11 protein-coding genes and 1 pseudogene are annotated in these 19782 nt (G+C 59.1%); 6 read left to right on the top strand and 6 right to left on the bottom strand.

Annotation, left to right across the window (positions count from 1 at the left end):
• Positions 1-402, top strand: a pseudogene (locus E3O56_RS06685) (protein BatD); the annotation flags it as partial.
• Positions 403-541: 139 nt separating this feature from the next.
• Here the strand turns inward: E3O56_RS06685 and E3O56_RS06690 are convergent.
• Positions 542-1012, bottom strand: a complete 471-nt coding sequence (locus tag E3O56_RS06690; protein WP_248128007.1) for a hypothetical protein — start codon at positions 1010-1012, stop codon at positions 542-544.
• 321 nt (positions 1013-1333) lie between these two features.
• Here E3O56_RS06690 and E3O56_RS06695 point away from each other — a divergent pair, with 321 nt between their 5' ends.
• From E3O56_RS06695 to E3O56_RS06705, 3 genes are read left to right on the top strand one after another with little or no spacing between them, the layout of a single operon-like run.
• On the top strand, positions 1334-2575 hold the full coding sequence (locus E3O56_RS06695; protein WP_248128008.1) for an exonuclease SbcCD subunit D C-terminal domain-containing protein: 1242 nt from the start codon (positions 1334-1336) through the stop codon (positions 2573-2575).
• Positions 2572-6210 (top strand): SbcC/MukB-like Walker B domain-containing protein, encoded by a 3639-nt coding sequence (locus E3O56_RS06700; protein WP_248128009.1) that lies wholly within the window; start codon positions 2572-2574, stop codon positions 6208-6210. The genes E3O56_RS06695 and E3O56_RS06700 overlap by 4 nt, the downstream gene beginning before the upstream one ends.
• Positions 6207-6800 (top strand): glutathione S-transferase, encoded by a 594-nt coding sequence (locus tag E3O56_RS06705; RefSeq protein WP_103734988.1) that lies wholly within the window; start codon positions 6207-6209, stop codon positions 6798-6800. Before E3O56_RS06700 ends, E3O56_RS06705 begins: the two co-directional genes overlap by 4 nt.
• A 596-nt stretch (positions 6801-7396) precedes the next feature.
• Here the strand turns inward: E3O56_RS06705 and E3O56_RS06710 are convergent.
• From E3O56_RS06710 to E3O56_RS06720, 3 genes are all read right to left on the bottom strand, one after another.
• Positions 7397-7576, bottom strand: coding sequence for a hypothetical protein (locus tag E3O56_RS06710; RefSeq protein WP_005787847.1), 180 nt, complete (start codon positions 7574-7576; stop codon positions 7397-7399).
• A 156-nt stretch (positions 7577-7732) separates the two neighbouring features.
• A complete protein-coding gene (locus E3O56_RS06715) occupies positions 7733-8908 on the bottom strand; it encodes a lactonase family protein (protein ID WP_248128010.1) in 1176 nt (391 codons plus the stop codon).
• A complete protein-coding gene (locus E3O56_RS06720; protein ID WP_078821210.1) occupies positions 8895-9191 on the bottom strand; it encodes a DUF5629 family protein in 297 nt (98 codons plus the stop codon). Before E3O56_RS06720 ends, E3O56_RS06715 begins: the two co-directional genes overlap by 14 nt.
• 292 nt (positions 9192-9483) lie before the next feature.
• Here E3O56_RS06720 and E3O56_RS06725 point away from each other — a divergent pair, with 292 nt between their 5' ends.
• The gene (locus E3O56_RS06725; protein WP_248128011.1) at positions 9484-14580 is read left to right on the top strand and encodes a DUF6543 domain-containing protein; all 5097 of its coding nucleotides are present in this window, start codon (positions 9484-9486) and stop codon (positions 14578-14580) included.
• 55 nt (positions 14581-14635) lie between these two features.
• On the opposite strand, the gene E3O56_RS06730 is transcribed toward E3O56_RS06725, so the two are convergent.
• Positions 14636-17011, bottom strand: coding sequence for an RND family transporter (locus tag E3O56_RS06730; protein WP_103734986.1), 2376 nt, complete (start codon positions 17009-17011; stop codon positions 14636-14638).
• Between the two features lie 16 nt (positions 17012-17027).
• Positions 17028-18068, bottom strand: a complete 1041-nt coding sequence (locus tag E3O56_RS06735) for a YCF48-related protein (protein ID WP_248128036.1) — start codon at positions 18066-18068, stop codon at positions 17028-17030.
• 297 nt (positions 18069-18365) lie between these two features.
• Between E3O56_RS06735 and E3O56_RS06740 the strand changes: the two genes are divergently transcribed.
• Entirely contained in the window at positions 18366-19481 is a 1116-nt protein-coding gene (locus tag E3O56_RS06740; RefSeq protein ID WP_248128012.1) for a Gfo/Idh/MocA family oxidoreductase, read from the top strand.
• Positions 19482-19782 lie beyond the last annotated feature (301 nt).

The following is a 19782-nucleotide window of genomic DNA, read 5'->3' on the forward strand; positions in this document are numbered from 1 at the left end:
CTGAGCACACTGATCCTGGCATGCACCACGTTGCTGGGCTTCGGCCTGTGGTGGCGCGCCCGTCGGCAGCCGGCCGTACAGCGCGCCGCGCAAACCGGCCCGAGCCCGCGCACCCTGCTCGACGACCTCAAGCGCGCCACCCAGGCCAACGATCCGCAAGCCACCCGCCAGGCCCTCGATGCCTGGGCGCGTCAACAGCCGGAAACCCTGGCCGACATGGCGGCGCGGTTTGTGCCATTGTCAGATGCCCTGGATGGCTTGAACGGCGCGCTGTACAGCGAAAGCGGCCAGTACTGGCTGGGTGAAGACCTGTGGCGTGCGATCAAGGCCATCCCCGTGGCCGAACGCGAGCAGGACCCGGCGACCGACACCACCAGCTTGCCGCCGTTGTATCCCAAGTAATACCGCAAACTCATGTGGGAGGGGGCTTGCTCCCGATGGCAGAGTTTCAGTTGATACATCTTTAACTGACCCACCGCTATCGGGAGCAAGCCCCCTCCCACAGTTGCCCTGTGTCGCCTGTTCGACATCCATCTGGATGTTAGTGATTACGGCGCGGCACCTTCCATTCACGATGGGGGAATTTGTACAGATAGTTCAGGTTATCCATATCGAACCGGCCATCTTCCTTGCCGGGGCCACCAAAGAAGCTGATGCCGATATCCAGCTTGCGCAGCAGTTCGGGGCGTGACAACAACTCCAGTGCCGTGTGGTGTGCCTCTGGAGAAAATGACCTGTCGCTGGCTATCAGACCGGCCGCTTCTTTCAATTCATTGAAGTTTACGTAGCTGTCTGTCGCCCCGGCGGCGAACTCGCGAAAGTGGTCGCGGACCAGCCCTATCAGTTGCCGGTCGGTCACTCCACCGAAAGGACGCGCGTGAGGGGCGCCGGCTTGGGCCTCAGCGCTTCGCGCTTGCCAATGGCTGGACGAGGGTGAGGTTTTTTCAGGGTTCACCTGCTGAGGCATCACGTGAAAAGGACTAATAGGGGATGCATTTATTGAAACTGTCATGGTGAGTCTCTGATTCCGAAGGTTAATTAAGGCGTCCACGTGAGTGTGTGGTCCTCCCCTGCCCAACCGTTCCCCACGGCTGGCGCCCAACGCGACATGGCCCGCGCAATGGCCTGCCTGCCCCCCCAACCCCGTCAACACCCATAACCCCTGTGGGAGGGGGCTTGCTCCCGATAACGGTGGATCAGCCAATTAATCCATATCTGATTCACCGTCATCGGGGCAAGTCCTCTGCTATATCGGGTCTGGGCCACTTGCAGGCACTGTGTGCGTGTTTACAGGTAAACTCCCCTCCTTTTCATCTTCTCCACGGAGTTCGCCTTGCGTCTGTTTCACACCTCCGACTGGCACCTGGGCCAAAACCTCCACGGGCAGGAACGCGACTTCGAACATGCCTGTTTCCTTGAGTGGCTGCTGGGCCAACTGAAGGCCCAGCGCCCGGATGCGCTGTTGATCGCTGGCGATATCTTCGACACGGTCAACCCGCCGCTCAAGGCCCAGGAACGCCTGTATGACTTCATCATCAGCGCCCATGAGCAAAACCCGACGCTGACGATTGTGATGATCGCCGGCAACCATGACTCCGGCTCGCGTATCGAGCTGCCCGCGCCGTTGATGCGCCGCCTGCGCACTCATGCCCTGGGCCGGGTGTTGTGGCTCGACGATGGCCAGTTGGACGCCGAACGCCTGCTGATCCCCTTGCCGGATACCAAAGGCAAGATTGCCGCCTGGTGCCTGGCGCTGCCATTCCTGCGCCCGGCGGAAGTTACCGGTGCGCATCTGGGAGACGACTACTTGCGGGGTATCGGCCAGGTGCATGAATGGCTGATCGCCGCCGCCAATGCCAAACGCAAAAAAGGCCAGGCACTGATAGCCATCAGTCATGCGCACATGGCCGGGGGGTCGGTATCGGAAGACTCCGAGCGCAGCCTGATCATCGGCAATGCCGAGGCACTGCCGGCCAGCCTGTTCGACAAAACCGTCGGCTATGTTGCCCTCGGCCATTTGCACAAGCCGCAACAGGTCAATGGCGAAGAGCGCATTCGCTACAGCGGCTCGCCGATTCCGCTGTCGTTTTCCGAGATTGGCTACAAGCATCAGGTGCTCGACGTGACATTTCAGGGCGAACGGCTGGTGGGCGTCGAACCGCTGCTGATCCCCCGTTCAGTCAACCTGCAACGTCTGGAAGCCGCACCGCTGGCGGACATCCTCAAGCAGCTGCGCGACCTGCCGGACATCGACCTGCTGGCCGAAACCCAACGTCACCCTTGGCTGGAAGTGCGGGTACGCCTCGACGAACCACAGCCAGACCTGCGCCAGCAGATCGAAACCGCCCTGCAAGGCAAGGCCGTACGCCTGGTGCGCATCGCCGCCGAATACGCCGGCCAGCGCGGCAACAGCGAAAGCGACGATGAGCGCTTGATCGAACTCGACCAGCTCACGCCCCAGGAATTGTTCAGCCGTGCCTGGCAGGACAGCTATGGCAGCGAAGTGGATAAACAAACCCTGAAGGATTTCGCCGTGCTGCTCCAGGAAGTGCAACAGGAGGGCGAACAGCCATGAAGATCCTCGCTATCCGCCTGAAAAACCTCGCCTCCCTGGCCGGCCCGTTCGAGATCGACTTCACCGCCGAGCCCCTGGCCAGTGCGGGCCTGTTCGCTATCACCGGGCCGACCGGCGCGGGTAAAAGCACGCTGCTTGACGCATTGTGCCTGGCGTTGTTCGGCGCGGTGCCGCGCCTGGGCGATACCGGCCAGGCCAAGATGCCGGACGCCGACACCGATATCTCCATCGGCGATCCGCGCACGCTGATTCGGCGCGGCACCGGCGGCGGTTATGCCGAAGTGGATTTCGTCGGCGTCAGTGGCCGTCGCTACCGTGCGCGCTGGGAAGCCAACCGCGCCCGCGACAAGGCCAGCGGCAAGTTGCAGAACAGCCGGCAAAGCTTGATCGACCTGGACAGCGAGCAACTGCTGGCCAGCCAGAAAACCGAATACAAGACTCAGCTTGAGCTGGCCCTGGGCCTGAACTTCGAGCAGTTCACCCGTGCGGTGTTGCTGGCGCAAAGCGAGTTCAGCGCCTTCCTCAAGGCCAATGACAATGAGCGCAGCGAACTGCTGGAAAAGCTCACCGACACCGCGCTGTACACCCAACTGGGGCGACGTGCATTCGACAAGGCCAAGGAGGCCAGGGACGCCCACAAACAGCTGCAAGACCAGGCCACCGGCGTAGTGCCCTTGGCACCTGAAGCCCGCGCCGAACTCGATCAACAGTTGGCCGAGGCCCAGCAACAACTCAAGACCCAGCAGGCCCAGCTCAAGCAGTTGGAGTTGCAGCACACCTGGCTTAAAGAGTTGCGTGAGTGGCAAGAGCGCCAGCTCAGCGCCGTCGAACAACTGCAGCAGGCCCAGCAGCAGTGGGACAGCCAAGGCCCGCAACGCCAGGACCTCAATCGCCTGGAGCAATTGGCACCGCAACGTCATCACTTCCTGCGCCAGGCTGAACTCGGCACCCTGCTGACGCCACTCGCGGCACAGATTCAGCAACAGCTGGAGCAGCAAGTCGCCCTGCATACCCGCCAGGACCAGGCGCAACAACAGCAAGTGGCCGCCCAAGCGGCGCTGGCCGGCGCCCTGAAAAACCAGGCCGAGGCGGCTCCCCTGCTGCGCCAGGCCGTTGAAGAACAGAACACCCTCGCCCACTTGACCCGGGAACTGGCCAAGCGCAGCGAAGAAAAACAACAACAGCAAAGCGCCTGCAACGAAGGCCACGCCCTGCTCAAGGGTTTGCAAGACACGCAAACCCAAGTCGCCGAGCGCCTGCACCGCCTGGCTGCCGAGCTTGAGCACAGCACCGCCCTTGCCCCGCTGAGCGAAGCCTGGAACGCCTACCGCGACCGTCTGCAACAGCTGATGGTGATCGGCAATCGCCTCAACAAGGGCGAGGCCGAACTGCCGCAACTCGAACAGCGTGCCAGCGCCGCCGCCGATCAGTTCACCCAACAGCGCGAAGCCCTCGACCTGCTCTATCAGGAAGCCGGTGCCGAACCCCACGCGGTGGCCGAGCAAATTCAGTTGCTGGCCAGCCTGCTGCAGGATAATCGCAAGCAACAGCGTGCTTTCGAAGACCTGGCCCGCTTGTGGGACAGCCAGCAGCAACTGGATCAACAGACAGGCGCGCTGACACAACAACTCGCCGATGCCGCGCAACGCCGCGAGCGACTGAACCAGAGCGGTTTGCAAACCAAGGCCGAACTCAGCGTGGCCGAGCAAACCCTCACGGTGACCAAGCAACTGCTGGAACGTCAGCGCCTGGCCCGCAGCGCCAGCGTCGAAGAGTTGCGCGCGCAATTGCAGGATGACCAGCCCTGCCCGGTGTGCGGCAGCCACGAGCATCCGTATCACCAGCCCGAAGCCCTGTTGCAGAGCCTGGGTCGCCATGACGAGAACGAAGAAGCCACGGCGCAAAAGGCGGTCGACGACCTCAAGGAAAAACTCAATGAACTGCGCGGTGAAGTCGGTGGACTGATCGCCGAACAGAAGGAGTTCCTGCGCCAACAGGAACAGCTGGCGATACAACAGCAAGGCCTGGCACAGAGCCTGGAGGCCCATCCGCTGTACGCCTCGTTGTTCAATCAGGACGCGGCCAAACGCAGCGGCTGGCTGGCTCAGCAACTGGCCCAACTGACCCAGAGCCTCACTCAGGACGAACAACGCCAGGACGCCCTGCTCAACCTGCAACAAAACGCCGGGCGCCTTCAGCAGCAGTTGCAAGCCGCTCAGGAGGCCAGCCAGCAAACCCGGCAGTTGCTGGTGGACCAGCAACGGGAATTGGCCAAGGACCGCGAACGCCTCGACGCAGAACTCGCCACCTTCGCCACCCTGTTGCCCACCCAAACCCTGGAGGGCTTGCGCAGTGCGCCTGCGGCGACCTTCATGCAGCTCGACCAGCAGGTCAGTCAACGCCTTGAGCAGTTGGGCCATCAGCGCGATGAACTGGCCGAGCAGCAGGAGCGCCAGCAGGCCATCGAGAAACAGCAGACCCACCAGCAACATCGCCAGCAGCAGCTCGACGCGCTCACGCTGCAAGTCACCGAAGTGGCCTCACAGCAACAAGCTGTTCAAGAAAAACTCAGCGCCTTGCTGGGCGACCACGCCAGCGCCGAACACTGGCAGCAGCAACTGGAGCAGACCGTCGCGCAGTCACGCCAAAGCGAGACCGACGCCAACCACGAGCTGCACACCGTGCACACGGCCCTGGTCCAACTGGCTGCTGACCTTAAGGCCCAGCAGGACCGCCAGCACGCGCTGCAAGCGGAACAACAAGCGCTTGAAACACGCATCAATGAATGGCGCACGCTGCACCCCGATCTGGATAACCAGGGCCTGTCACGTTTATTAGCCTTCGATGAGGCTCAGATCGCGCAGCTACGCCAGGACCTGAACAGCAGCGAAAAAACTGTCGAACAAGCCAAGGTGCTGCTGCAAGAGCGCGAACAGCGCTTGGCCGAACACCAGGCCTTGCACAACGGCAATCTCGACGCCGATCAACTGGACCACACCCTGGCGGCGCTCAATCAGCGGCTGGCCGAAGGCGAGAAGCATTGCGCCGAACTGCGCGCCCGCCAAGCCGAAGATCAACGCCGCCAGGACGCCAACCAGGCCCTGGCCGAACAGATCACCAAGGCCTATGAAGAATGGCAGCGCTGGGCGCGCCTGAATGCGTTGATCGGTTCGGCCACCGGCGACACCTTCCGCAAGATCGCCCAGGCCTACAACCTCGATTTGCTGGTGCACCATGCCAACGTGCAGTTGCGCCAACTGGTGCGCCGCTACCGGCTTAAACGCGGCGGCAGTATGCTCGGGCTGTTGGTGATGGACACGGAGATGGGTGACGAATTGCGCTCGGTACACTCACTGTCCGGTGGCGAAACCTTCCTGGTGTCATTGGCGCTGGCCTTGGGCCTGGCGTCCATGGCCTCAAGCACCTTGAAGATCGAGTCGCTGTTTATCGATGAAGGTTTCGGCAGCCTCGACCCCGAGTCCCTGCAATTGGCCATGGACGCTTTGGATGGTTTGCAGGCTCAGGGCCGCAAGGTGGCGGTGATCTCTCACGTTCAGGAAATGCACGAGCGTATCCCGGTGCAAATCCAGGTCAAGCGCCAGGGCAATGGCCTGAGCACCCTGGAGGTCAAGTGAGCCAGGCGCTGCTGTATTCGTTCCGGCGCTGCCCTTATGCAATGCGGGCGCGATTGGCGCTGCGCTATTCAGGCGTGCCGGTGGACATTATCGAAGTGAGCCTGAAAGCCAAACCGACCGAGATGCTGGCGCTGTCGCCCAAGGGCACGGTGCCGGTGTTGAGCGTCGAAGGCCGAGTGATCGAAGAAAGCCTGGAGATCATGCAGTGGGCGCTGGCACAGCACGATCCCGAGGATTGGTTGTTGCAGGGTGAGCCTGCGGTATTGGCGCTGATTAGCGAGAACGATCAGGTGTTCAAACATCACTTGAATCGATACAAGTACGCCGAACGCTACCCGGAGCAACCGATGGAACATTATCGGGCCGAGGGCGAGGTGTTTTTGCGCAAGCTGGAGGGTTTGCTGACAGAGCGGGAGTATTTGCTTGCCGATCACCTGAGCCTGGCAGATGCGGCGCTGGTGCCCTTTGTAAGGCAGTTTGCCCATGTGGATCGCGAGTGGTTTGCGGGGACGCCGTACTACCGGTTGCAGGCGTGGCTTCAACGGTTTCTGGAATCACCGCTGTTTATTGCGGTGATGGCAAAAACCTGAGTCTTACTCGACTAAATGTGGGAGGAGCTTGCTCCCGATAGCGGTGGGTCAGTCACAGGTGTGCTTACTGATACTCCCTCATCGGGGCATAGGTATCTACACAACTTCTGGTATGGCGCTGTACCTGTGGGAGGGGGCTTGCTCCCGATGGCGGCCTCAGGGCCGACCAGGATGCCGGATCAAACCGAGTACATATCCGTTATTTAGGCAACGGCTACTATTGGTTCCGCTCTTACAGCGGCTCACTTTTGAAAAGCGCAAAAGTAAGCAAAACGCTCTTGCCCCACCACTCGGCACCTCGCTTAGGCTCGGTGTGCCCGTAATCCGCCATGGATTTGGGGGGCCGCCGCCACGCGCCATCCATGGCGCGGGGCGGCTAAACCGGCATCCCTGCCGGTTTACCCCCCAAATCCCTGTCGAATTCCGGCCAGCGTGGTTTGACGGGGCGCTTAAGATCAAAAGCAGATCAAGATCAAGATCAAGAGCGGCTCGCTTCGCATCGTGGTTACGCTCGGCGGTGGCTACAAAAGTTGTGTAGATACCCATGCTCATCGGGGGCAAGCCCCCTCCCACATCAGGCCTCTATTGTCTGAAGCTCAGTGCTGAGTCTTGTGATCCAGCGCTGCATAGAAATTGGCACTCTGTTGCAGGTATTTCTGGGTGTAGGCCGTGACACTGGATTTCTTGTCAGTGACTTCCACGCTGGCGCTGGCAGGCAATGCCACGGTGGCGGAAACAGCGGAAGCGGCGATGATGGAGAAGAGATTCAAGTTCATGGCGGTAACCCTTGTGTTCGTTTGGTTGAGTGGCCGGTGGAGGCCTTGGAACCAAACTTACGCCCGAGGATTGAACCTTAGAAATGCTTTGAAACAGTAGCCGCTATCAACCGAATTAATACAAAGGCTCAGGCCCCGCACTGCGGGGCCTGTGGCTTATTGACGCACCAGGAACTTGAGGTCGCTGGGGGCATCGATCGGCAATTGCTGCACGGTTTTACCCAACAGACCGGTCTTGGGGTCGCGTTCAACCACCATGATTTCATTGCTTTTCTGGTTGGCGATCAGCAGAAACTTGCCGCTCGGGTCGAGGCTGAACTCACGAGGGTGATCACCTTCGACAGAGCGACGCTGGATCTCCTTGAGGTGCGCGGTGGCCGGGTCGATGCTGAACACCAGCAACTGATTGGCCGTACCGCGGTTGCTCACGTAGAGGAACTTGCCATCGCTTGACGCATGCAGCGCCGCGCCGGCCTTGTCGGACACCGGTTGGCCAGCGGCATAGTCCAGCAGTTGGGTTTGCGTCAGCTTGCCGTCGCTGTAATCGAACACCGCGACCTGGGCGCTCATTTCGGTGGTCAGCCAGGCGTGTTTGCCGTCGGCGCTGAACAGCAAATGACGCGGGCCGCTGCCGGGTGGCAGTTGCACCGAGGCCGGGTTGGCCGGCGTCAGCGGCAATTCGTGATTGGCCTTGGGATCGTACTGGTAGACAAACACTTTGTCCGCGCCCAGGTCCTGCACATATACGTACTTGCCATCCGGTGACGACACCACGGAATGCACGTGATTGGACGCCTGGCGCTCAGGATTTACCCGGCTGGCCGGATGCCCGCTCAACTGCACCGGGGCCGACAGCTTGCCCTCGGCGCCTATCGGCAGCACCGCCAGGCTGCCGCCCGGGTCTTCGAGTACCGAATAGTTGGCAACAAACAGGTGACGCCCATCGGCGGCGACGCTGGAATGGGTCGGCTCGTTGCCCAGGCTCTGCACCTGGTTGATCAGGGTGAGCTGATGATTTTGCGGGTCGATGCTGTAACTGCTGACACGACCCACCGGGTCTTTCTGGCCTGGACCGTTCTCGTTGACCACAAACAGGTACTTCTGGTCCTTGGAAACCGTCAACCACGACGGGTTGGCCGTCTTGGCAGCCAGCACCGGCTTGCCGCTGAACTGCCCGGTGCGGCTGTCGAATTGCAGGCGGTAGATACCTTCGCTGGTGCCGGCGGTATAGCTGCCCACCAGCAGCTCATAGGTGTCAGCCGGTGCAGCCTGCACCGACATGGCACCGACACTGCCCGCCATCAGCAAGGGCCAGAATTTACGCATCATCATCGGCTACATCCTCATCGTTATTGTTGCCGGTGAAGGCGCTCATGCAGATCAAGCGGTGCTCGCCCGATTCACCGGTAAGGGTCCAGCTTTGCAGGGTGCCGTCGAACGTGGCCGCCTGCACCTGGGCCAGGCTGAACGCCCAGCGTTTTTCTGCACGGCCGTCCATGGCGGTGATCAGCAACTTCTCGTTATCGAGTTCGAAGTCAAAGGCGTGCAAGCCATCGATTTCAAGCATGTCGCTGGTTTCAAGGGTGTCCGGCAGGGTGGCAGATTCGGCAGTCATCACATCAGTCGTTCAGAGGAAAGACCTCATGATAGGCCAAATTGTTGCATCGGCCTAAACGCTGCGTTCAACCATCGGGGGCGTTCACATGCCGCCATAATTACTCCCCCCTACGTCGGCCTGCGCATTATCAGCTTTTGCCGCTGATACAGCGTTGCCGGAAACAGCTGATTACTCATTGTTCATTTGACGGTTAAGCACCGGTCGTTAATTTTCGCTCGCCTGTTCGCTTTAGGCGTTCAGGGTCAAATCGCTACGCCGAGCAAGATCTCAACGACAAGGAAGCTACACGATGATCCATGGAAACCACCCTCCAAGACTTTCCGACTACACCTTGAGCCCCGTACCGCTCCCCCCCGTTACCCACAAGTCGGGGAAAGTGCTCGAAATACCCCCTGGCAGCCACTCCGAGGCGTCGCTCCAAACGGACCACGATCAATCACTGCGCAGATCCCGGCGCGATACCAGCGTCCATTACGAAACATCGCCGGGGTCGTCATCGCTCAGATCCGGCTTGAGCTTTGTGCCGCTAAGCCCAACGCCGACCGCTACGGTCTCAACGCCGCAGCCCGCTGCCGACATCACAGCCAATACGGTTGCACACCAGTTCGCTGGCCGGCCCACGTTGCGCTCAGTGGTGTCGAACCTGCTCAGCGACGCCATCAAAAACCTGTATCCCACCCTGGCGTTTGACCCTCGATACACAGCGTTGGCCGAACCCATTTCCAACAATCCCCCCCAGTACTGCTTGACCCCTTTGCTGGACGTAGCACTCAAGCACCTGACCCGCGACGGCGAGCTGGACTTTACCGATAAACACTCACTGGCCTGCACGCTGATTGATCAAGCCACGGGCCATATGCTCAAACCGGGGCCCTTGGCGGGAGCGCTGGTGCCGGGCATCGATATGCAAGCCATCGAATTGATCATCCGCAGCCTGCGAACCACTCTCAAAAGCGGTTTCGAACAAGCGCTGGTTCGCCACTTCAACGGCAACGCCTATAACACCCAGGACATCCCCAATCTTGAGACAAACCGTTGGCTATGGCTGAGCGACACACTCAGGGACACCCTGCGAACCGCCGCATTGAAACAACCCGGGCTCACCGACACGCAACGCGAGACTCTCGATCAGCTCGCCACCTACCCGGATCAAGTGCACCGCCAAGCCGCAAAAGGCAACGCAGCGGCCAAGGTATTTATCCTCGACACCACCGTAAGCCATGGCGCCAGCAATTCAGCTCAACTGAGCCCGGATCTGTTGATCACACGAGAAGTCGACGGCCGTACGCAAGTGCTGCATACAACCCCCGCTGGAGTCGTCACACCGTATGACTCATTGCAAGCATTCGGCGAAGCCTGGGGGAGAAACCTGGAGAAAGTGTTTGTTTTCGACAGCCTGAATTGGAAGCGCCAGGAAATCGATACAAACATTTTTGATACACAAGCGGCGCTCATCCTCAATGCCATGGTGGAAAACGTCGCATCCATTGAGCTCCCAACGTCGGGCACGCCTGATCAACTGGAGCAGGCCTTCTTCCGTGCAAGCGACCCGAGCCCCTGGTTCACCGGAGCCTATGCTGCAAATGCGGCCGAGCTTGGGCGGCTGCGCGATAATTTGCCAGGCTGGCTCAAAAACGCCAGCGAAGCAGATCGTGACACTTACCGGCGTCACTCGTTGGCACTGGCCAGCAGCGTACAACGTAACAACGGCCGGACGTTTCTCGACGGCATTCCCGATATCCGCACCTACGCCCAGCAGCAACTGGACGAGCAATTGTCCGGTAAGGGCTACACGGCAAAGGATGTGGAGGTGGTGTTCAAGGTCGCCGTGGGTAATCTGGGCAGCGGCTACATCGAGCGGGTGAAGATGAGCCTGGTGGATATGGCTCTGAACAATCTCGCCGGCTTGCCCAAGGGCGAGATGGAAGTCCATCTGCGTGGGCAACCGAGCAGCGACCCGCAAATGCCGCAGATGCTCAAGAACCTGATCAGCAGCGTGGATATCGGTCGCCACTACCCACAACTGCTCAATCGCGAACTGCTCAGCGAGACCCAGCAATCCCGGGACCGGGCAGCGCGTTTTGTCGAGCAGGTACCGATCCAGCTCGCCATGCAGGCGCTGGAGCTCAAGCTCAAGGGCGAAGCCAGCATGAGCGCCCAGGGTTACCGCTTTATTGAAGCACTCACCCAGCCCGGTGCGGGCAGCAAACAGGTGGACGGACAGGAGATTACCGTGCGCCCCCTGGCATTTGTGCGCAAACCAGGGGCAACGCCAGACGTTGTCGACAACATGTTCATCATCGAACCAGTGGCCGGTACCAGCGGCCCACATATTCTCTATCGTGCGCAACTGAAGCCCGCGTTGCTGGAGTTTGCAAGCCGCGACGCGCTGCTGGAAGCCATCCGCCAGCCGGGTGCGTTGCAAGACAGCGTGCTGGCCTGGTTGAAGGATGACAAGGTCAGAGCGGTGTATGGCAATGGCGGTTTTCGCACCCCCAATATTGCACGCTTCACCGTATTCAATGAGTTCGACCCACCCACCACGCCCAAGCCCACCACCCTCGCCGTCGACGGCTATGCTGAGGCCACCACGCTACGCCAGGACCAGCTCAACGGTGGTCTGTTCACGCATTGGTTCCGATCCAACGCCAACAGCCTCGTCACCCTGGCGGAAGGCCAATCCACCTCCGACGCTGAAAGCCGCTGGGCCTCGCACAAGGAACTCGGTTGGCTGCTGTTCAACACGTTGCTGCCGGTATTGCGCGGGCCGGGGGCTATGGCGGGCTGGTTACTGCAATTGGCCAACAGCGAAGAGGACATCAAGCGGCTCTCCACACCAAGCGACCCGGACCCGACTTCGGCGGTGATCGACCTGCTGATCAATTTGGGCATGACGCTGACCCATGCTCCGACCGGCGAACCTGGCAAACCAGCGCAGTCCTTTGAACACTTCGAGCAGGACGCCCATTCCGACAGCCGCGGTCCGCGCCCTCGCGACAGCAATCAGCCGATAGTACGCCAGGCTGTGATCCGTCAGGACCCGACACCTCCCTCCTCCGGCAATTTTGGCGGCAACGGTATGGCCATCGATATCCGCTTATCCAGCCCGCGTGGATTGACGCCAAGCCTGCTTGCACACATAGACTCGTTCAAAGTAACGGCTCCGACCGCCCCTGGATTGCCCATCGCCGAAGGCATCAAAAAAGGTCTGTACCAAGTGAACGATAAGCTGTATGCCAACATCGACAATCACTGGTATCGCGTAGCGACCGACCTGGATGGCCCGTACGTTATTGATGAACAGAACAAGGCACGTACGGCACCGCCAATACAACGCGATGCCCAGGGTCGTTGGCATTTTGACGTGGCACCCAAGCTCAAGGGAGGCATGCCAAAAAACGAGAGCCCGCAGGATATGGTCAAAAAAAACCTGCTAGCGCAGAAGCAAGCAAAGGCGAACTTTCAGCGCAGCACGCGGGAATTGACCAAAGTGGTAGAAGCCCATACAAGCGCACTCAAAGAAATCCAAACCAGCCTCTCCGACTACGAGACCGCTCGAAAAAAACTCAAGACGCTTCGCAACCTATCCAGGAGTGAGGGTTCGGCACAGCGATTTCTTGCGCCCTATCTAGAACAGTACGAGGCCTCCGAGCGGCTCAAGAGCAACCTGGACCAGCAACTTCAGGCGCTCAAGCCGCTGACACAAACCCTAAAGGTGGCTGGCGAAAAAGCCATTGAAATCATTGCACCCAAAAAATTCGGCGGGGTCGACGACCTGTCCAAATTCAAAGAGGACCGCTCAGAGGTGTACGAAAAAGTCCTGCACGCCCTGACTGAAATAGATGACGTTTACACGAAGCTGGCCAACGACGCCCGCCACGTTGGAGTGAACGGCGCCTCGCTGGAGGAGTTGATACGGCAGTCCAATAACGACTCCGAGATCGCTTACGATGAATTGATGGAAGTGTCCGAAATGGCCTATCACGCTACTGAAAACCTATTGGCGTCGAAGCAGGCGGTCAGTGACACATTTGATCAGTGGAAGAACGACTCCCCCTTCGGTAATAAAAAAGCCGAGGAGTACATCAAAGAGCGTTACACCTCCCCTCCCGCCGCCAGAATACTGACATCAAAACTGAATAGGATGTCGTTCCTCAAATTACTAACCACGACATGGTCTGCCCGCAGCGCAGGGGCAACTGACCACCTGCAGATGAAGCGTTTCCTGGCAGAATCCCTGAAAACCGAAATAGTCGCTTTTAATGATCTGCACCAATACACCGGCTACACCTTGAGCGAACGCAATGCCGCGCTGACTACCATTATCACTAAATACAAACAGGTATTGAGCGACAGCCTCCTTATGCAGGAGGAGCACCCAGAGCTCTTTCGGGCGCAATACCACCAGCGTTTCACCGAGGTACTCAATAAGCTCATCGCCGAAGCGGAAGCCGAGTTGGTCCAGGTCGTCGAAGAAGAGCAGTTTCTAATTCCAAAAGCGCCCCCACGCAGCGACCAACGGGCCAAACCGAGTAATCAACGCGTATTCAAGACTGAAGACAATGAGACCTTGATCGGCACCCTGCGCGCTCCGGAACCGGGCCAGACCTTTGACATTGTCGATGTGATAGACCCACAAAGCGGCCAACCCGTGGCGAGTTACAGCGAACACGCGAATGATCGTGGGTGGGTGAAGATCATCCGTGGGCAGCCCACACCTCCCCGCCTTGCCTCCCCCCCGAGGTCCCTGGCGAACTATAAGAGCGAGGCACAAAAGCTGATGAGTGACGCGGCGAAAGAGGAGCAGTCAATTCTTTTCCAGAAACGCAAACTTAACGATCCGGCGCGGCGCGATACTGTTACCCCCAAGGATTGGAACGATATGCTAGAACCGCTGGCCAATAAACTCAGGGAGACAGCGGATCAAGCCGAAGCCAGCCATAGAGCCAGACCGGAAACCGCCGACTTAGTTGCACAATGGAGGGCCGCCGCAGATGAGCTGCTGCAAAAGGCCCGTCAACACGCCGCAGACGGCTTTCTGGTTCAGCCGCCGACAGCGGAAAATGTCGACTTCTTGTGGACCCATCGCTTTGTCGATATCAACCTGGTAAAGCGGGACTTCCAATTAAAGCCAAACGACTTTCTCACCGAGTACCAAGTTCGCAAAAAAGGCGAAGTCGAACCGTTGTGGTATGCCCACTTCCACTATCCGCAGAAAGGCTGGAAGCGAGCCGACCACAACGCTGCGCATCTGAAAATCCCATCCCAACGCTACAAGACCCAAAAGGACTTGATTAGAGAAGCAGGAAACAATGGCGTCGTGGAGAAAATAACCAAAGCCAGTATTACAGCCCCGCTGGACCAGAAGCTCTTTCTGGAGCTGTGAGGCTGATCAACTGACGCTCTGCAAAAAGCCGCACAGTGCGGCTTTTTGCATTGGCTTAATGCGCAAACAACGAATTGCCCTTCTGCCCCGCCAGTTTCTCAGGCTTGATCAGGAACCGCGCGAGTGCGGGTAGTAGCCACAACGCGCCGAACATGTTCCACAACAACATGAAGGTCAGCATCAAGCCCATGTCGGCCTGGAACTTGATGGCCGAAAAGATCCAGGTACACACACCAATGGCCAGGCACAGGCCGGTGAACAGCACAGCTTTACCGGTGGACTTCAACGTCTGGTAGTACGCCTCTTGCAGCGGCAAACCTGCACGCAGGAAACTTTCCAGACGGCTGTAGATGTAGATACCGTAGTCCACGCCAATCCCCACACCAAGGGCCACCACCGGCAAGGTCGCAACCTTGACGCCAATACCCATGAACGCCATCAGCGCGTTACCCAGCACCGAGGTCAGCACCAGCGGCAGCACAATGCACAAAGTCGCCGCCCAGGACCGGAAGGTGATCATGCACATGGTCGCCACACACAGGTACACCAGGATCAGGATGATCAGTTCCGACTCCTTGATCACTTCGTTGGTGGCGGCTTCGATCCCTGCGTTACCAGCAGCGAGGATGAACTCCAGGCCGTCCTTGTTGTTTTCCTTGGCGAAGTCCTGCACAGCGTGCACCGCACGGTCGAGGGTTTCGGCCTTGTGATCGTTGAGGAACACCAGCACCGGCGCCAGGGAACAGTTGTTGTTGTACAGGCCATCGGCACGGGCGATGGAGTTGTTCAGTACGTCAGGGTTACGCGACAGGGTTTCCCATTTCAGGTTGCCCTCGTTCATGCCTTTGATCATTTGTTTGGATACGGTCACCAACGAGATCGCCGACTGCACACCCTCGGTGTTCTGCATCTTCCACATCAACTGGTCGATGGGCGCCATGGCTTCATAGCGCGAGCAGCCTTCGGCACGGGTCTTGACCATCACTACCAGCACGTCGGAGCTGGTGGAGTAGTTGCTGATGATGAAGTTGTTATCTTTGTTGTAGCGCGAGTCCGGGCGCAGTTCCGGTGCGCCTTGGTCGAGGTCGCCGATCTTCAGGTTCTGGCTGTACCACAGGCCGCCGCCAAAGGCGACCAAGGCCAGGAAAATCGAGACCGGCGCGACTTTCGGGCTGGCGAATTTGGACAGCAGGCGCCAGAACGCATGTTCGCGGTTCGCGTCTTTCTTGCTCTTGGCGATGGCGCGCTTGCTTATCCCTACATAGGAAATCGCTACCGGCAATAGGATCAGGTTGGTGAACACGATCACCGCCACGCCGATCGACGCGCCGATGGCCAGTTCACGGATCACGCCGATATCAATGATCAGCAGGGTAATAAAGCCGACCGCATCCGCGAGAATCGCGATCATTCCCGGCAGGAACAGTTGCCGGAAGGTACGGCGCGCAGCCGTCAGGGCGTTGTCGGCCTCACCGGACTGCAGGGCGATACCGTTGATCTTCTGTACGCCGTGGGAAATACCGATGGCGAAGATCAGGAACGGTACCAGCATCGAGTAGGGATCCAGCCCGAAACCGGCGGCATGCATCAGGCCCAACTGCCATACCACCGCCACCAATGTGGTGCTCAACACCGCGATGGTGCTGCGCAGGCAGTTGGTGAACCACAGCAACAGGATCAGGGTGATGCCAAAGGCCACGCCAAAGAACAGCACCACCATGATCAGGCCGTCAATCAGGTCTCCGACTTTCTTGGCAAAGCCGACAATGTGGATTTTTACATTAGGGTTTTGCGCCTCGAACTTGTTGCGGATCTTGTCCTCAAGCTCGTGGGAAAACTTCTGGTAGTCCAGGGCCAGTAGCTTGCCCTGGTCCTGCGGGTCCGGGTAGGACTCCAGCAACGGGATATCGACAATGCTCGACTTGAAATCGTTAGCCACCAAACGCCCGACCTGGCCGGACTTGAGCACGTTGTTGCGCAGTTGGTCGAGGCTTTGCGGCGAGCCGTTGTAGCTCTGCGGGATCACTTCACCGCCGGCAAAGCCTTCTTCGGTCACTTCGGTCCAGCGCACGCTGGGGCTCCACAGCGACTTGAGGCCCGAACGATCGACGCCAGAGATGTAGAACACCTCGTCATTGATCTGACGCAGGGTCTCCATATAGTCCTTGGTGAAGATATCCCCATCCTTGGCCTCCACCGAAATGCGCACGGTGTTGCCCAGGTTGGCCAGGTCGTTGCGGTGCTCCATCATCTTTTCGATGAAGGGGTGCTTGAGGGGGATCATCTTTTCAAAGCTGGTAGACGGGCGAATCAACGTCGCCTGCCAGAACAGGAAAATACTCACCAGCAGGCAGATGACGATCACCGCCGGGCGATTGTTAAAAATCAGGCGCTCAAGAAAGGTCGCTTTATCGTTGTGATGACTGCTCATGCGTTCCCCGCCCTTCTTATTGTTTTACGAGTTCGGCGCCGGCTGGCGTGGCGACACGAACGCCACCCTGCCCCACCAGAATCAAGTTGCCATTGCCTGCGGCTGTGACTGCCGAGAGTGAAATCCGGTCCGGGCGATTGAACACGCTGAACGTCTGGCCGTCGTCATGGCTGACCACCACGCTGCCACCGTTGCCGACGACGACGATGGCGCCATCATCAAGCAAGGTGGCGCCAGACAGGCCGAACTCAAGCGCACCGCGTGTGGCATTGAGTTCGACCTGTTCCCAGGTGCTGCCGAAATCCGTGGAGCGGTAGAGATTGCCGCGCAAGCCATAAGCCAGCAGGGTCTGCGGCTGCGCCGTACTGATCACGCCAAACAACGAGCCCTCGTAGGGGCCTTCGAGTTTCTCCCAGGTTTGGCCATCGTCGCTGGAGCGGAACATGCTGCCCTGTTCGCCGACGATAAACAGGCCGGCGTCCTTGATCCGGGCGATGGCGTTGAGGTGAAACTGTTCTTCGTTATCGAGGCGGTCACTGACGTCGGCCCAGGTGGTGCCGCCGTCGGTGGTTTCAATCAACGCACCGTAGGCGCCGACGGCCAGTCCGTGCTTGGCATCGTTGAACCACACATCGAGCAACGGCGCTTCGCGCTTGAGGTCTTCATATTGCTGGGTCCACGTGGCGCCGCCATCGGAACTGGCAAGAATTTGCGCATCATGGCCGACAGCCCAGCCCTGTTGGTCATCGACGAAAAACACCGCCGTGAGCAGTTGCCGGGTGGGAACTTTGGCTTGGGTCCAGGTGTTGCCCTGGTCATCGGAATACAGGATATGCCCACGATCACCGACCGCCACCAGCCGCTTGCCGGCGTGAACCACATCGATCATCAAGCCTTTGGCGGCCTTGGGGGATTGAATCGCAAATACCGCGGCGGCGGAGGTATCGCTGGCGGCCAGTACGGGCGTAGACAACACCGCACCGGCAAGCAGCGAGAGCGCTGTGGCCAGCAACGCAACCCTGCGTGCGGCGCGTGGGCGGCAAACAACCCAACCCATGACAGGCTCACTCATAGACCTTTCTCCCATTTATTATTGTTAGGTCGGCTTATCTTCCAGGACGTTGAAACCTGCAATCTAGAGCGCCTGGAGTCAGCACGGGCCATCCTATCGGGCTTTGGAATCGTCTGACAATCGGCGCTACGTTATCTTTTGTTAACTGGCGGCGTTTGGCTACGGCTGAATAGGTTCATATCAACTGAAGTGATGAGTGAATTTTTATTCCAACTATTGATCTTTGCGAATTTTTATTCCATTAATGCCATCCCTGAAAACAATAATCAAAGGACCACGGCTATGCGTGAACTCGGAATCGGCTTGATCGGCACAGGCTTCATGGGCCGTGCCCACGCGTTAGCGTTCAATAACGCGCGCACAGTGTTCGAGTTGCCGGTACAGCTAAAGCTTGCTGCCCTGGCCGATGCCGACACCGAGCGAGCCCAACGCTGCGCCACGGCCTGGGGGTTTGACCAGGCCCATGGTGATTGGCAGGCGCTGATCGAGGACCCTAAGGTCGATGTCGTGGCCATCACCACCCCCAACCACCTGCACTACCCCATGGCCATGGCCGCGATTGCGGCGGGCAAAGCGGTGTATTGCGAGAAACCCCTGGCCATCAGCCTGGAGCAAGCCGATGCCATGCGCCGTGCAGCCAGCAACGCCGGGGTGGTGACGCGAGTGGGCTACAACTACCAGAACAACCCGATGATCGTGTTGGCGCGCCAGATGCTAGCCCGGGGTGAGCTGGGCCAGATCATCAGCTTCCAGGGTGAGTTCAGCGAAGACTTCATGGCCGATCCGGTCTCGCCGTGGTCGTGGCGTTGCGAAGTGGGACACGCCGGTGGTGCTCTGGCTGACCTGGGCAGCCATTTGCTGTCGATGGCGCGTTACCTGGTGGGCGATGTGGTCAGTGTGTGTGCCGATACCCAGACCGTGCATGCTCAGCGCCCCGCTACCCAAGGCAGCACTGATTTGAAATCCATCGCAGTGGATGACCAGGTGCACGCCCTGCTGCGCTTCGCCAACGGTGCGCGCGGCACGGTGAGCAGCAGCTGGCTCAAGCACGGCTACAAAAACCACCTGTGCTTTGAGATAAGCGGGACCAAAGGCACCTTGGCGTTCGATCAGGAGCGCTTGAATGAACTGCGCCTGCACCGCGTCGGCCAGGACGGCTTTCAACGCGTGTTGGCAGGCCCTGCGCTGCCCGGCTATGCGGCGTTCAGCCCGGCGGCGGGGCATCAGTTGGGCTACAACGAGTTGAAGACGCTGGAGGTGCAGGAGTTGATCATGGCGCTTGCGGGGCAAGGTGCGGATGGCACGGACTTTGATGCTGCATGGGAGGTGGAGCGGTTGGCGACAGCGATTCGCGTGGCGGCCCTCGAAGAACGTTGGGTCAAGGTCAGCGCACTTTAATCAATCACGGTGCAAATGATCAATCACGTCGCCCTGTCTACGGGCGACGTCACTCATTGTTGCATGTTCTAGGCACGCACTCATTGCTTGTTTTCTAAATAACGAAAATATGAGCGCACGAGCCATTCAACGCCCGCTCCATCTGACAAGATAACCCTCGCCCTTCGCTTAACTATCTTGGCACCTCCCCCACAAAGTAATTATTCCGACAACACCTAGCACACTAGCAACATGATCACAGTTACCTAACAACACAATCATATATCGAAATACTGTACCCCTAGAGCAGCCTCCCAAAAGC

The organism is Pseudomonas sp. W2Aug9 (assembly GCF_023127755.1).
In the GTDB taxonomy this organism is placed as follows: Bacteria; Pseudomonadota; Gammaproteobacteria; order Pseudomonadales; family Pseudomonadaceae; genus Aquipseudomonas; species Aquipseudomonas synxantha_A.